The organism is Streptomyces sp. NPDC101152 (assembly GCF_044768275.1).
In the GTDB taxonomy this organism is placed as follows: Bacteria; Actinomycetota; Actinomycetes; order Streptomycetales; family Streptomycetaceae; genus Streptomyces.
Genome location: NZ_JBIWPO010000038.1, coordinates 1 through 13,508 on the forward strand (window position 1 = coordinate 1; position 13,508 = coordinate 13,508).

The following is a 13,508-nucleotide window of genomic DNA, read 5'->3' on the forward strand; positions in this document are numbered from 1 at the left end:
CCAGGCTCGACCGGCACACCACCGATCACCCAGAAGAATCCTCCGCCGCCCCAGCCGCATGATCAACCCCCGAAGGACTTACGACGCAGACCACTTAGGCGCGTGTTGCACTCGCTGCTGTTCAGGTTCGGCGCGCTGATGACGTGAGGCGATCGGCGAGCGCGGTGACGAGGTCGCGCAGTTCGTCGGGGCGCTCGATGACGAACGGCCGGTCGAGCGCGGCGAGGACCGGAGGCAACCAGTCGAGCCGCTCCGCCCGCAGCTCGACGCGCAGCCAGCGCTCGGACGTCCGGTCCTCGCCGGCCGCTGACTCGTACTCCTCCAGGTTAGCGACGCCGGCCGGGAGGTGGGCGCGGATCTGCTCGACAGTCCCGTGGATCCGCAGGCTCACCTCATGCCGGTACTCGGCCGTGGCGAACGCCGACAACACGCGCTGGGCCGGACCGGGACCCACGGGTGCGTCGAACGAGCCGGGCAGGGTCCGCGCGTCCGCGATGCGATCGAGCCGGAAGGTGCGGTCCTCGCCGATCCGGGCGTCCTGGCCCGTGACGTACCACCGGCCCGCGTGGGCGACGATCCCGTACGCGTGCAGCGTTCGTTCGCTGCGCCGTCCGCCGCGGTCGGTGTAGTGGATCGAGACGGGCCGGCGGTGGCGCACCGCGTCGGCGATCGTGAGCAGGACCCCGGCGTCCGGGGTGTCGAACCTGCCGGGCTGATCCGTGAAGTCGAGAGCGTCGAGGAGGGTGTCGAGTCTGCGGGCGAGGTGTCTGGGCAGCACCCGCCGGATCTTCGCGGCTGCCGTCTCGCTCGCGGTCAGTTCCGTCGTCGTCAACCCCGCCCGGCGGCCGGCGACCAGGCCGAGCAGCACGGCCAGTGCCTCGTCGTCGCTGAGCATGAGCGGGGGCAAGCGGTACCCGGGGCCCAGCCGGTACCCGCCGTAGCGGCCCCGCACCGACTCCACGGGCACGTCGAGGTCGATCAGCTGGTCCACGTACCGGCGCACGGTGCGCCCGTCGACGCCGAGCCGGTCGGCGAGTTCGGCCACCGTCCGGGTGCCGCCCGACTGCAGCAGCTCCAGGAGGGTCAGCACGCGGCCGGTGGGTCGAGACATGTTCGCAGCCTACGCGAATACAGGACGGATTCTGTCCGCTATCTCTCCTAGCCTGCGACGTGCACGACAGCAGCACGGCCAAGGAGATCTCCATGAACTTCGTCTCGATCCGCATCATCACCAGCGACGTCGCCCGCCTCGTCGACTTCTACGAACGAGCCACAGGGGCGCGGGCGGTGTGGGCCACCGAGGACTTCGCCGAACTCACCACCGCGGGCGCCACCCTCGCGATCGCCAGTACCCGCACCGTCCCGCTGTTCGCCCCGGGTTCCGCCCGCCCGGCGGACAACCACAGCGTGATCACCGAGTTCCTCGTCGACGACGTGGACCGCGTTCACCAGAACCTGGCCGGCTTCGTCACCGACTTCGTCAACGAGCCCACCACGATGCCCTGGGGCAACCGGTCACTGCTGTTCCGCGACCCCGACGGCAACCTCGTCAACTTCTTCACTCCGGTCACCCCGGCGGCCATCGAGAAGTTCGCACGCTGAGGCGAGGTGCACAGCCGCTCAGGTACGGCTCACCACTGCCGGCCTCGCGCCAACCGCCCGCGTCCGGGCGCCGACAGGTGCAGCCAGCGGCTCGTGTCCACCGCGGCCGTCGCGAGCACGGCCCCGTCCTCCCCGGCCAACCGCCCGGTCTCCCGCACCGCGTCCGCCATCACCTCCGCCAACTCCGCGCCCTCTGGGACGGGTTGACGCCGCCGTACGGCGAACCGCGGTGGTGACCCGGCGGCGGCGCCCTCTTCGTAGCCCTCCTCGACGATCCCGGCGATCAGCTCGCGGATCGCGTCGAGTGTCTCGTCGACCGGGGCGCGCAGTCCGTCGTTCGCGATGACGTCCGGATCCATGGTCAGCCGCCCGAGCGGACAACCGCGCAGCACCTCGCCTTCGCGCAGCAGATACGCCTCGATGCGCTGGTACGGCGTTCCCGGGCCGCCGAGTACTCCCTCGGCGGTGTCGCGCAGTTCCTCGGCGGTCCGCCTGATCGCCACCGGCGCGAGATCCGGCTTGCCCTTGAAGTGGTGGTACATGCTGCCCTGTCCGGCGCCCGCCCGCCGTCTTCGGGGAGCAGCACGAGGAGACGTTCGTACTCCCCGGGAGGTACACGCACTGCCGCTGGCCGTACGACGACCCGGAACCCCTCCGGGCGCGAAGCTCGAGGCATCACCGACGGACCGACCTCAGGAGATGACCCGACATGCTGACCCTCGCTGACTGGCACGGCGGCCCCGGCCCCTGGATCCTCCTCTTCCCGCTGATCTGGGCAGCCGTCGTGATCGGCGCCGCCACCTTCCTGCGCCGTACCGTCTGGCGCGGCCGCCGGGGACCGTGGCGCATGACGGACGACCGGCCGTCAGGGGACTCGCCCCTCGCCGTGCTCGGCCGCCGCTTCGCCTCCGGTGAGATCGACGAGGACGAGTACTGGCGCCGGCTGTCCGTCCTGGACGAGCAGTTCGGCCGCAAGGGCGGCGCGGTGTGACACCCGGCGGCCGCCCCCGGCCCACCCGGCCTCTCGGCGCGCCGGCCGCGAGGCAGGCGCCCTCGCAGACATCCGGCCCGTCCCGTACGGTCACCGCCCGGTCAACCGCCAACGGCTGACCGGGCGGGAGCGTGTCCGGACCTGCGGCCCTCGACCAGGGGTTCGACCTCGACGAACCGGCGCACCGGCTTCTCGGCCGGACGGCGCAGAGCGCGCGCGGGCGGCGTGATGCCCGCCCCGGACGTGGGCAGGGTGAACCACACGACCTTCCCGGACTCCCCGTCCGGCCGCACGCCCCAGCTCTCGCTCACCGCCGCCACCATGGCGAGCCCGCGCCCGCTGGTGGCCGAGGACTCCACGTACCGCACCTCGGGCATGCGGGGGTCGTGGTCGCGCACGGAGACGGTGAGCCGGTCCAGCACGAGCTCGATCTCGACCGTGCACAGCTTGTCGGGCTGGGCGTGCCGGTGCACATTGCTCAGCAGCTCGGTCACGCCGAGCGCGGCACGGTCTATGAGGGCGTCCATATGCCAGTAGCGCAACTGCGCTGAAAGGATTCTGCGGACCTGGCCGATCCGCGACGGCAGGGCTTGGAGCTCCACCGTGCAGTGCCTGCTTGGGTGACCGATCACGGCTGCGACTCCCCGACTGAGAGGTCCGGAGAACACGGAGTTCGGATCCAGTGGCGTGCCGGTGAGAGACGGACGCCTGCTGTCGTGCCCGGCGGGCTGGTTCGCAGCGTTATCGCCGGTAAACCCAGAGTGACGTGAGAACAGCGTGACCCAGGGGGTGCGGCACCGCAACTCGCGCTACGTCGCCGTCGTGCCCCGCCGCCGGTCAGCCGCCGCGCCCGGCCGCCTTGCGCACGGCCTCGATGAACCGGCGCGCCGCGGGCGGCCCCGGCTCGCCCGGGGCGGGGTCGTGCTCGCCCAGGGTCAGCGTGTACCGCTTGCCGTTGAGGTCGGCGAGTGCCCGGTCCTCCGCCGCGAACCAGGGCCTGGACGCCCGCACCGCCTGCACGGGCGCGCTGTCGATCTCGCTGCCGTAGCTGGTGAGCAACTGCAGCCTGCCGTCGCTGATCCGGACCTGTCCGGCCCGGGTGAGTGAACGCAGCCGTTTGTCGATCCGCACGCCCGTCGCCGTGAACTCCGGCTCCGCCATGCCGCCCGCCCCCTCGTACGCGTCCGGTCGCGCCGGCCGCTCGTGGGTACCGGCTCGGCGCGTTCGTGATCCAGTGTGCCCCCGCTCGGTGCAGTCTGCCCGCACCCGGCGTCGAGCACCAGTGCGCACGGCACGCTCGCACGGGGCGTCCGGAGCACTTCGCGAATGCGCCCCCACGGGCGCCCCTCTGCGGTCCCCAGGCCGTCCTTTGGGTTGCTCAAAGTGGCGTTTATGCAGGTGAGAAGCGTGCGGAAGGTGTCTATGATCGGTACGTCGGCAGCGCGACACGCCGTCGGCTCGAAGCGTGAGGAGCCTCGTCGTGAGCACCCCCCAGCAGACCCGGACCGGCGCCACCCTCGACGTCGACCGCAGTGACGCCGTCTACCGCGACTGGCTGAAAGAAGCCGTCCGGAAAGTGCAGGCCGACGCCAACCGCTCGGCCGACACGCACCTCCTGCGCTTCCCGCTGCCCGAGGGATGGGGCATCGACCTCTACCTCAAGGACGAGTCGACGCACCCCACCGGCAGCCTCAAGCACCGGCTCGCCCGTTCGCTCTTCCTGTACGGCCTGTGCAATGGCTGGATCCGGCCGGACCGCCCCGTGATCGAGGCGTCCAGCGGCTCGACGGCCGTCTCCGAGGCCTACTTCGCCAAGCTGATCGGCGTACCCTTCATCGCGGTGATGCCCGCCACGACGAGCGCCGAGAAGATCCGCCTCATCGAGTTCCACGGCGGGCGGTGCCACTTCGTGGACGACTCGCGCAGGATGTACGAGGAGTCGGCCCGACTCGCGGTGGAGACGGGCGGCCACTACATGGACCAGTTCACCTACGCGGAACGGGCCACGGACTGGCGCGGCAACAACAACATCGCCGAATCCATCTTCCGCCAGTTGGAGTTGGAGCGGTTCCCGGAGCCCGCGTGGATCGTCGCCACGGCCGGCACCGGCGGTACCTCCGCGACCCTCGCGCGCTATGTCCACTACACGCAGCGCGACACCCGCATCTGCGTGGCCGACCCCGAGAACTCCTGCTTCTTCGAGGGCTGGACCGCCGGCGATCCGGACGTCACCTGCGACTGCGGCTCCCGCATCGAGGGCATCGGCCGCCCCCGGATGGAACCGAGCTTCGTCCCCGGCGCCATCGACCGCATGATGAAGGTCCCCGACGCGGCGAGCGTGGCCGCCGTACGGGCCCTGGAGCGGGCCATCGGCCGCAAGGCGGGCGGTTCCACCGGGACCGGGCTGTGGAGCGCGCTGAAGATCGTCGCCGAGATGGTGGCACAGGGACGGCGGGGGAGTGTGGTGACGCTGCTGTGCGACCCGGGTGACCGCTACCTCGACAAGTACTACTCCGACACGTGGCTCGCGGAGCAGGGTCTGGACATCGAGCCGTACACGGCCGCGATCGACACCCTGCTGGAGACGGGCGTGTGGCCGTGCTAGCGCCGCCGCCCTAGGGTCCTTCTGACGGATCTCCGCGGATGAAGGAGCGGCGTTGTGGGGCCCCTCCCGCTCGAGCGAAGTCGAGCGTGCGTGCCGGGCGTCGCGACGCCGGGGAGATCCGTCAGAAGGACCCTAGTGGGCGAGCCGTCGGTCCAGGGTGACCACCGCGTCGCGGAAGGCGCGGCCGAGACCCGCGCGTGCCGCGTTCACAGTGAACCGGAACAGGGCCGTTCCGTCCGCCGCGAAGGTCCACTGAACGCGGGTGCCGGTCCCGGACGGCGCCAGCCGCCATTCCTCGGCGAGAGCGCGGGCCCCGGGCGCGTTGGTCACGTCCACCCGGTACGCGTACACCTCGGGCTCCTTCGACGCGAGGATCGTCTCCTGGAAGCGTCCGCCGCCCCTGAGCCGGATGTCGCGCCCCGCGCCGTCGTCGGTCGCACGGGCGTGCGTCACGGCCGCGAACCACTGCGCCCACCCCGGCACGTCGTCGTTGAGGGCGTGGAAGACCCCCTCCGGTGCCGCGGAGATCTCCTGCGCGAAGACCAGGCGAACGGGCGCGACGTCGATGAAGTCGAGCCCGACAGGGCGCAGACGGTGAGCCATGGACACGAACCCCTTGACGGAGAAGGGAAGTTGACCCGGGCAACGTCACCATAACTGGCGACCCGTCAGATGTCTGCACCGCGCCCGGCGCCGGTCAGTCCTCCGGCTCGCCCGCGACCACCAGCCGCCGCAGGTGCTCGGCGATCTCCTCGCGCGCCTCGCCCGGCAGCCCGGCGTCGGTGACCAGCGTGTCGACCTGCTCCAGCGCCGCGAAGGAACTCAGGCCCACCACACCCCACTTGGTGTGGTCGGCGACCACCACGACCCGCCGCGCCGACTGCACCAGGCGCCGGTTGGTCTCGGCCTCCGCCAGGTTCGGCGTCGACAGGCCCGCCTCGACCGATATCCCGTGTACGCCCAGGAACAGCACGTCGAAGTGGAGCGCCGCGATCGCCTGGTCGGCGACCGGCCCGACCAGGGAGTCGGACGGCGTGCGGACCCCGCCGGTCAGCACCACCGTGGCGGCGCCCTGCCGGGGACCCGAGATGCGCTGCGCGGCATGGAAGACGTCGGCCACCCGCACCGAGTTGGTCACCACCGTCAGATCCGGCACGTCGACCAGCTGGTGCGCCAGCGCGTACGTCGTCGTCCCTCCCGACAGCGCGATCGCGGTACCCGGCGTCACGAGGTCGGCCGCCGAGCGCGCGATGTCCTCCTTCGCCGTCAGCTCCAGACCTGACTTGGCCTCGAAGCCGGGCTCGTGCGTGCTCGCCTCCACGACCGGCACCGCGCCGCCGTGCACCTTCTCCAGCACGCCCTGGCGGGCCAGCGCGTCCAGATCACGGCGCACGGTCATGTCCGACACGCCGAGCTTGCGCGTCAGCTCGTTCACACGGACCCCGCCCCGGCGCCGCACCTCGTCCAGGATCAGGGCGCGCCGCTGCTCCGCGAGGAGGTTCTGATTCTCACTCACGTACGCTCCGGTCCTTTCGCCTCAAGCCGTCCGACACGCCCTGCGCACCCCCTCCGACAAGGACATTCTCGCCGTTTTCCCGGTGCACGGGACGTCCCATCCTCGCACGGCCCGGCACCGGCTGTGCCCCCGACCGTCACGACCCGCTCAGGCCCCTCGCGGCTCATGCGCTCCCCGCCTGTCACACGTATCGGGGAGATTCCTGGAGAAGAAGCGTGGGCGGGCGCTCCGGGGGCCAGCCTGGTTCCCGCACGGACACAGGCCGACGGCGCGTCACGGGGGAAGTGCGAACAGTGGAACGTGCGCAGGAACGCGCTCTGACCGACGGCCCGGCGCACGGGCCCGAGACCTCCGGGATCGCCCTGGAACTGCTGGTCCACGGCGTGGGCGGGACCACTCCGCAGGAGATGCTCGGTGATCCGCGCACGGTGCGGATCACCGGCGACGACACGGCCGCCGTCTTCCGGCGCGCCGAGGACGTCGACGCCGAGGACGGACCGCGCGACCATCGCGGCGGACCGGTGCAGGAGGCGTACGTCTGGTGCAATCTCACCTCCGGAAACAGTACCCGCGCCCTGTGGCTCCTGTTACTGCCGTTCATGGTCGCCAACCTCGCGCACTGGATGCGCCCCACCGCCCGGGGCAGGGAGCGCACCGTGCGTTCTTACGGGCTGCTGGTGCGCCTGGTCGGTCTGACCCTGACCGTGCTGCTGGTCGCCGCCGCCTGCGAGGTCGCCCTCGACCTCGCCGCCTGGCAGTGCGCGGGCACCCGCGCGTGCGCCGAGCGGCACACCTGGCTGGGCTTCCTCTCGCCCCAGGTGTCGCACGACGCCTGGTGGAGCAGACCCGGCCGCCGCCTGTCCCTGGCCGCCGTGGTGCCCGTCGCGCTCACCGGCCTGCTCTGGTACCTCTCCCACCGCACCTGGAGCGCGTACGAGTCCCAGCAACCGCTCCCGCACCGGCCCGAGCCCGACGAGGACACCGCCCAGACCTCCCTGGGCCGCCCCGGGTTCTGGTACGGCCGCCGGCTGGTCGCCCGTCTGCGCGCCGCCCACACCGCGGCCGGGCTGCTGACGGTCGCCGCTGCCGTGGCCTCGGCGGCCCTGCGCTTCGACCACCGGCCCGGCGGTCCCGCCGTTCTCGTCATCCTCGGCCTGCTCCTGTTCGCGGCGCTCGGCGCCACCGGCGTCGTCGGGCTGTGGGTGGTCTGCCGTCGGGGGCGCAGCGAGAACCGCCTCGACCAGGAACTGGACACGCGTCTCGTACGGCGCCTGCCCCTGGCCGCACTCGTCCTGCTGCTGTTCGCCGCCGTCTACGCCGGCTGGGAGCGCCCGGGCTGGGAGTCGGCGGGGCGGCTGCCCGGCGGCGGCACCACGTTCGGCGGCCTCGCCCTGATCCAGGGCGCCCTGGTCGTCACCCTCGCCGTGATCGCCCGGCGGCTGCACCGCACCCGCCCCGACCCGCGCGCCGCCCTGCGCGGCCTCAGCGGTCCTGCCGTCGCCCTGCTGGCCTGCGCGCTCGGCGGGCTGATGTCGGGCGGAGTAGCCCAGCGAGTCGCCGACTGGCTGGACGGCACCGGCACCTTCCTCGCCGGCCCGCCGGTCCTGCTGACCTGGCAGGCGTCCGTGATCCCGGTACTGCTCCTCGTCCTGCTGGTGCTGGGCGCAGGGCTGGGACGGCGGGCCTGGCTGCTGCGGCGCACCGAACTGGGCGAGGTGCCACTCGACTACCCCGGCGAACCGCAGGACCCCTCCCGCACCCGAGCGATCGCCACCACGCGCGCTATGGCCACCCTCACCGACCGCACCCCGCTCGTCGTGGCCGTCACCTCCGCCACCACCCTGCTGCTCGGCGCCGGTGCCGTCGCCGGCGCGACGTTCACCGGCCAGGCGCCCGGCGCGGCCGCCCGGCACGCCCACGCCTTCGTGCACGGCGCCGCGCAGACCGTGCAGGCGCTGGGCTCCTGGCTGATCGGCCTGGGCTTCCTCCTCTTCGTCACCTGGGGCAGGCGCGCCTACAAGGACGCCTCGGCCCGCCGCACCATCGGCATCCTCTGGGACGTCGGCACCTTCTGGCCACGTGCCGCCCACCCCTTCGCCCCGCCCTGCTACGCCGAGCGTGCCGTCCCCGACCTCACCTGGCGGATGGCCACCTGGACCCGCGCCACCGGCGGCCGCCTGGTGATCTCCGGCCACTCCCAGGGCAGTGTGCTGGCCGCCGCGGCCGCCTGGCAGCTGACACCGTCCGACCGCGGACGGGTCGCCCTGCTCACGTACGGCTCACCGCTCGAGCGCCTCTACGGCCGCTGGTTCCCGGCCCACTTCGGCCCCGCCGCGCTCAGCTCCCTGCACCGCGAGGTCGACTGCTGGCGCAACCTCCACCGGCTGACCGACCCGATCGGCGGTCCGATGCGGCTGACCGGCGACTGCGGACCCGAGGTGGACCGGCCCCCGCTGCAGGACCCCCTCGCCTACGGCCGCACCGCCCGCAACCCGCTGCCCGCGCCGATCCTGGGCCACTGCGACTACCAGGCCGACCCGGCCTTCGCCGAGGAACGCGAACGTCTGCTGGCCCGGCTGCACCCGGACGTCCCGCCGCCGCGACCTCAGGGCGAGCCGGGCAGGTCCTCGGCGTAGAGCAGGGTCAGGTCGTCCGTGCTCGGCTCGGCGAGCTGGGCGACCCGGCCGGCGTGCCGCTCGACCATCGCCTCGAAGGTCTGGCGTGCGGTACGGCCGTTGCCGAACGCCGGGCCCTTGGGGATCGCCGTGAAGTACTTCAGCAGGGCCTCCGCCGTGCCCTCGGCCAGCCGGTACTCGTGTTCGTCGGCCTGCTGCTCGACGATCCGCAGCAGCTCCTCGGGGTTGTAGTCGCTGAAGGTGATGGTGCGCGAGAAGCGGGACGCCACGCCGGGGTTGACCGAGAGGAACCGCTCCATCTCGGCCGTGTAGCCCGCGACGATCACCACCACCGCGTCCCGGTGGTCCTCCATCAGCTTCACCAGCGTGTCGATGGCCTCCTTGCCGAAGTCCCGGCCGGAGTCCTCCGGCGACAGCGCGTACGCCTCGTCGATGAACAGCACCCCGCCGCGCGCCCGGTCGAAGGCCTCCTGGGTGCGGATCGCCGTGGAACCGATGTGCTCGCCGACCAGGTCGACGCGGGAGACCTCGACGAGATGCCCCTTCTCCAGGACGCCGAGGGAGGCGAGGATCTCGCCATATAGGCGGGCCACGGTGGTCTTGCCGGTGCCGGGGGAGCCCGTGAAGACCAGGTGCCGCTTGACCGAGGCGGCCTTCAGGCCCGCCTGCTGACGGCGCCGGCCCACCTCGATCATGTCGGTCAGCGCCCGCACCTCGCGCTTGACGCTGTCCAGGCCGACCAGCGCGTCGAGCTCCCCGAGCACGGCCTTCGACGTGCGCGTGGGCTGCTCCGGCTCTCCGGCGTTCGCGAGTGGTTCCTGTTCGGTGCTGCGCTGCCCGGGGATGGACCCCAGCAGGCCGGGGGACTGACCCGCGGTCTGCACGGCGGGCTCGCGCACCGTCGGCGGTCGCACCCCGGCGCCGCTCTCGTCGCTGGTGCAGTCCTCGACCACGGGACCCGTGCCGGGCACCGCGTCGGGGCCGCCCTCCGCGAACTCGTACCCGCCGCGGGCGCACCGCTCCGTGCGGCACTTGCGCAGGGTCGTACGGCAGCCGTCGATCACATGGAACCCGTAGCCGCCGCTGCCCGTCACCCGGCAGTTCAGGAAGCTGCCGCGGCCGCCCGCCGAGACGTAGAAGCCGGCCTCGGCGGGGGAGTCGACCGTGCAGCGCTCGATGGTGGGGTCGGCGCCCTTGGTGACGATCACACCGGTCTGGGTGCCGTCCACGGTGCAGTTGTTGAGGGTGCCGCCGCTGCCGTGGTCGCGGAACCAGGCGCCCGTCGCCGCGTCCCGGATACGGCAGTCGTCCAGCTGGGCGGTCGCCCCGTCGCTCACCGACACGGCCGTGTTGCGCACCTGGGACAGGTCGCTGTCCACGACGTCCGCGCGCGAACCGCGGTCCAGGACGAACAGCGCGTCCGGCACGTCGTGCACCCGGCAGGAGTCCAGCACGGCGGTGGCGCCGTCGCTGACCCACACCGCCGGGTAGTCGCCGGTGCTGTCGAAGATCTCGCACTGGTTGGCGTCCACGCGCGTGCCCGGGTCCCACACCGACAGGCCGTTGCGCCCGAACTGACGCACCGTCGTGCGGGTCAGCGTGAGCACCGAACGCGAGCGCAGGTCGAGCGCGTTCTCCGGGATGTCGTGGATCCGGCAGTCGGCCAGGGTGAGCACCGCGTCCGTGTCGAGTGTCACGCCGTCGGCGGTGGTGCGGTGCACATCGCAGTCCGTGAGGTGGGCGGTGGCCCGGCCGGTGACCTGGACGCCGCTGCCGCGGACCTCGTACACCTCGCAACCGACCGCCTCCAGCGCCGAGTTCTCCCCGGTCGCCGTCAACCCCGAGCCCGAGGCGTGGTGGACGCGGCAGCGCTCAAGGCGCGGATGCCCGCCGCCGCGGACCGAGACACCGGCCTGTCCGGCGGCCACGACCTCGCACTCCTCGAACACCCCGCCCCCGCCGTCGAGTACGGCGATGCCGACGCCGGCCGGGTTGTCGACGGTGCAGCGGCGCACGGTCGGACGCGCTCCGCCGCGCACCTCGATGCCGGCCGCGGACCGGGTGACGATCCGCACGTCCAGCAGCTCGGGCGTGCCCTCCTCGACCAGCAACGCCGGCGCGGCGGCGTCCTGGCCCTCCACATGCAGGTCCTGCACCACAGCTGAGGCACGTACCGTCAGCGGCACCCCGTCCACGGGAGCGATCCGCACCGAGCCGGCCGAGCCCTCGGGGCCGCGCAGGGTCACCGCCCGCTGCACCACGAGGTTCTCCCGGTAGGTGCCGGGGGCGACGGTGAGGACGTCGCCGTCGGCCGCGGCCTCCAGGGCGGCGGCGAGCGACGCGTACTCACCCGTGCGGCGCCGCCACCGCGATGTGCCGGTGTGCGTCACCTGGACCGTGCCCTGTGTCATGGCGTTGCCGTGCCCCCACCTCGTCGTACGCGGGTTCGTGCTGCCGAGGAACCTCGGCCGGTCCACCGTAGCGTGCGCGCGGGTGGTGGGTTGACCAGAGCCGGAAGGCCGTCAACTGCCCGTGCCGGTCCGGCCCCAGTCCGGGCCCGCCTTCTCCCATGCCCGGTCCCAACGGGCGTACCGGCGACGGACCATGCGCCAGACGATCACCCTGCGGCCGCCCTCCAGGGCGCCCGCGGTCAGCAGGGCGGCGCCGAACCCGGCGAGCACCGCGTGGGTCGTCGCCGTCGCGGAGTCCAGCGGACGGGCCACCATCCGGCCGTGCGCGTCGGTCCACATCGCGAAGTGGTCGCCGCGCTGCGGGGAGTTGAGGGCCGCCAGGGCCGTGCCGTGCTGGGCGGTGCCGTCCGGTGCGGTCCAGTCGGCGAGGACGCGGCTGCGCAGGTCCCTGCCCGAGGAGGTCTCGGGGTCGCCGTCCAGCGGGGAGCGGTCCAGCTTGCGCACCACGGTGGCCGTCACGAGATGGCGGGTGGCCTGCTGCTCCCGCGCCGCCTGCTGCAGGGCGTCCTCGGCGACCCGGCCGACGAGCGAGCCGATCACGGGGGCGGCGACCAGGATGAGCAGCAGGGTCACCAGGGCAAGCCACGCCTCGACCAGATCGCTCGTGCGGCGCAGCGGATTGTGCCGCCAACGCCAGAGTCCGCCGATTGTTCGCACCGTCCCGCACCCCCTCCCGCTCCGTGATAACTCCTGGCGGAGCCGTTCACGCGAGGGCCGGGTCAAAGAGAGAGCGAAATCACCTGCGCCGGGCCTCTCATGAACTTCTCACGAAGAACCCAACGCCGCGGTACCCGGCGGAGGTTCCCGCGCGAGGAGGCTTGTCCGGATCTTTCCCCGCGTCGTGCCGCGGCACTAGTCGAGGACCGTCACCGGGTCACCGACGCGGATCGTGCCCCCGGACAGGGGTACGAGGTTCTGCCCGAAGACCAGCCTGCCGTCGATGCGGCGGTGGCGTCCGAGCGCGTGCAGGGGCTCCCTGCCGCGCACGGCGGTGGCCTGGTCGGTGGTGGTCACCACACAGCGCCCGCACGGCTTGGCGACGCGGAAGGCGACCTCGCCGACGGTGATGCGTCTCCAGCCGTCCTCGGCCCACGCGTCGGTGCCCGCCACGACCAGGTTCGGCCGGAAACGGTTCATCGGCAGGGGACCCTCGGCGGGATGCGCGCCTTGGGCGATCAGGGAGTTGAGGGCCTCGAGGGAGGCGGTCGTGGTCACCAGGAGCGGAAAGCCGTCGGCGAAGGTCACCGTCTCGCCCGGCAGCCCGAACTCCGGATCGACCGGCCGGCGCGTGGCCGGATCGTCCATGTGCACCAGCCGCGTCCCGGCACCGAGGTAGGTGGCGCACCACGCGTGCGCGGCCGGGTCCTCGGCCGGTACGCCCTCGACCTTGTCGCCGAAGATCTCCACCGGCACCGTGGCCCCCGCCCCGGGGACCGGCACGGACAGTGCCTCCACGCCCGGCGCGGACAGCCGAACGCCGCCACCGGGCAGAAGCTCGGCGGCGGCCAGCGCGAGGCGCGGCTGCTGACGTTGTGTGACGACCTTTCCCCCGTCGTCGATCAGCACCCAGCGCCGGTCCCCGGCCAGCCCCCAGGGCTCCACGACGGCCTCCCGGGCCGCGACGGCCCGGAACGCCTTGACCGGATGGATGTGAATCGACTGCAGCAGCGCGTTCCCCATGAGGCCA

At 72.7% G+C, this 13,508-nt stretch carries 13 protein-coding genes; 4 read left to right on the forward strand and 9 right to left on the reverse strand.

Annotated features, from left to right (window positions below; translation table 11 throughout):
* Positions 1-121 precede the first annotated feature (121 nt).
* Positions 122-1,111: a helix-turn-helix transcriptional regulator gene (locus ACIRVK_RS33555; RefSeq protein WP_404253829.1), complete on the reverse strand. Its 990-nt coding sequence runs from the start codon at positions 1,109-1,111 to the stop codon at positions 122-124.
* Between the two features lie 92 nt (positions 1,112-1,203).
* Here ACIRVK_RS33555 and ACIRVK_RS33560 point away from each other — a divergent pair, with 92 nt between their 5' ends.
* On the forward strand, positions 1,204-1,602 hold the full coding sequence (locus ACIRVK_RS33560; protein ID WP_404253963.1) for a VOC family protein: 399 nt from the start codon (positions 1,204-1,206) through the stop codon (positions 1,600-1,602).
* Positions 1,603-1,631: 29 nt separating this feature from the next.
* Here ACIRVK_RS33560 and ACIRVK_RS33565 read toward each other — a convergent pair whose 3' ends face one another.
* Entirely contained in the window at positions 1,632-2,144 is a 513-nt protein-coding gene (locus ACIRVK_RS33565; protein WP_404253831.1) for a DUF4865 family protein, read from the reverse strand.
* Between the two features lie 167 nt (positions 2,145-2,311).
* Between ACIRVK_RS33565 and ACIRVK_RS33570 the strand changes: the two genes are divergently transcribed.
* A complete protein-coding gene (locus ACIRVK_RS33570) occupies positions 2,312-2,593 on the forward strand; it encodes an SHOCT domain-containing protein (protein ID WP_404253833.1) in 282 nt (93 codons plus the stop codon).
* 101 nt (positions 2,594-2,694) lie between these two features.
* On the opposite strand, the gene ACIRVK_RS33575 is transcribed toward ACIRVK_RS33570, so the two are convergent.
* Both ACIRVK_RS33575 and ACIRVK_RS33580 read right to left on the reverse strand, forming a co-directional pair.
* Complete coding sequence (locus ACIRVK_RS33575) at positions 2,695-3,225, reverse strand: ATP-binding protein (RefSeq protein ID WP_404253835.1); 531 nt, start codon at positions 3,223-3,225, stop codon at positions 2,695-2,697.
* Between the two features lie 205 nt (positions 3,226-3,430).
* The gene (locus tag ACIRVK_RS33580) at positions 3,431-3,754 is read right to left on the reverse strand and encodes a hypothetical protein (protein WP_404253837.1); all 324 of its coding nucleotides are present in this window, start codon (positions 3,752-3,754) and stop codon (positions 3,431-3,433) included.
* A gap of 319 nt (positions 3,755-4,073) precedes the next feature.
* On the opposite strand from ACIRVK_RS33580, the gene ACIRVK_RS33585 reads away from it, so the two are divergent.
* Positions 4,074-5,198, forward strand: a complete 1,125-nt coding sequence (locus tag ACIRVK_RS33585) for a PLP-dependent cysteine synthase family protein (RefSeq protein WP_404253839.1) — start codon at positions 4,074-4,076, stop codon at positions 5,196-5,198.
* Positions 5,199-5,330: 132 nt separating this feature from the next.
* Here ACIRVK_RS33585 and ACIRVK_RS33590 read toward each other — a convergent pair whose 3' ends face one another.
* Together ACIRVK_RS33590 and ACIRVK_RS33595 are read right to left on the reverse strand one after the other, a co-directional pair.
* A complete protein-coding gene (locus ACIRVK_RS33590) occupies positions 5,331-5,801 on the reverse strand; it encodes an SRPBCC family protein (protein ID WP_404253841.1) in 471 nt (156 codons plus the stop codon).
* A gap of 94 nt (positions 5,802-5,895) precedes the next feature.
* Entirely contained in the window at positions 5,896-6,714 is an 819-nt protein-coding gene (locus ACIRVK_RS33595) for a DeoR/GlpR family DNA-binding transcription regulator (RefSeq protein ID WP_404253843.1), read from the reverse strand.
* Between the two features lie 293 nt (positions 6,715-7,007).
* On the opposite strand from ACIRVK_RS33595, the gene ACIRVK_RS33600 reads away from it, so the two are divergent.
* On the forward strand, positions 7,008-9,350 hold the full coding sequence (locus ACIRVK_RS33600) for a hypothetical protein (protein WP_404253845.1): 2,343 nt from the start codon (positions 7,008-7,010) through the stop codon (positions 9,348-9,350).
* Here ACIRVK_RS33600 and ACIRVK_RS33605 read toward each other — a convergent pair.
* The 3 genes from ACIRVK_RS33605 to ACIRVK_RS33615 all read right to left on the reverse strand — a co-directional run bounded on the left by ACIRVK_RS33605 (position 9,320) and on the right by ACIRVK_RS33615 (position 13,501).
* On the reverse strand, positions 9,320-11,761 hold the full coding sequence (locus ACIRVK_RS33605; protein WP_404253847.1) for a right-handed parallel beta-helix repeat-containing protein: 2,442 nt from the start codon (positions 11,759-11,761) through the stop codon (positions 9,320-9,322). The genes ACIRVK_RS33600 and ACIRVK_RS33605 overlap by 31 nt on opposite strands.
* Before the next feature lie 111 nt (positions 11,762-11,872).
* Complete coding sequence (locus tag ACIRVK_RS33610; protein WP_404253849.1) at positions 11,873-12,478, reverse strand: hypothetical protein; 606 nt, start codon at positions 12,476-12,478, stop codon at positions 11,873-11,875.
* A gap of 195 nt (positions 12,479-12,673) precedes the next feature.
* A complete protein-coding gene (locus ACIRVK_RS33615) occupies positions 12,674-13,501 on the reverse strand; it encodes an MOSC domain-containing protein (RefSeq protein ID WP_404253851.1) in 828 nt (275 codons plus the stop codon).
* Positions 13,502-13,508 lie beyond the last annotated feature (7 nt).

Bases quoted from the DNA above. Each gene is read 5' to 3' on its own strand.
- ACIRVK_RS33570 (WP_404253833.1), top strand. From the start codon at position 2,312: ATGCTGACCCTCGCTGACTGGCACGGCGGCCCCGGCCCCTGGATCCTC.
- ACIRVK_RS33605 (WP_404253847.1), bottom strand. From the start codon at position 11,761: ATGACACAGGGCACGGTCCAGGTGACGCACACCGGCACATCGCGGTGG.
- ACIRVK_RS33555 (WP_404253829.1), bottom strand. From the start codon at position 1,111: ATGTCTCGACCCACCGGCCGCGTGCTGACCCTCCTGGAGCTGCTGCAG.
- ACIRVK_RS33580 (WP_404253837.1), bottom strand. From the start codon at position 3,754: ATGGCGGAGCCGGAGTTCACGGCGACGGGCGTGCGGATCGACAAACGG.
- ACIRVK_RS33560 (WP_404253963.1), top strand. From the start codon at position 1,204: ATGAACTTCGTCTCGATCCGCATCATCACCAGCGACGTCGCCCGCCTC.
- ACIRVK_RS33565 (WP_404253831.1), bottom strand. From the start codon at position 2,144: ATGTACCACCACTTCAAGGGCAAGCCGGATCTCGCGCCGGTGGCGATC.
- ACIRVK_RS33590 (WP_404253841.1), bottom strand. From the start codon at position 5,801: ATGGCTCACCGTCTGCGCCCTGTCGGGCTCGACTTCATCGACGTCGCG.
- ACIRVK_RS33615 (WP_404253851.1), bottom strand. From the start codon at position 13,501: ATGGGGAACGCGCTGCTGCAGTCGATTCACATCCATCCGGTCAAGGCG.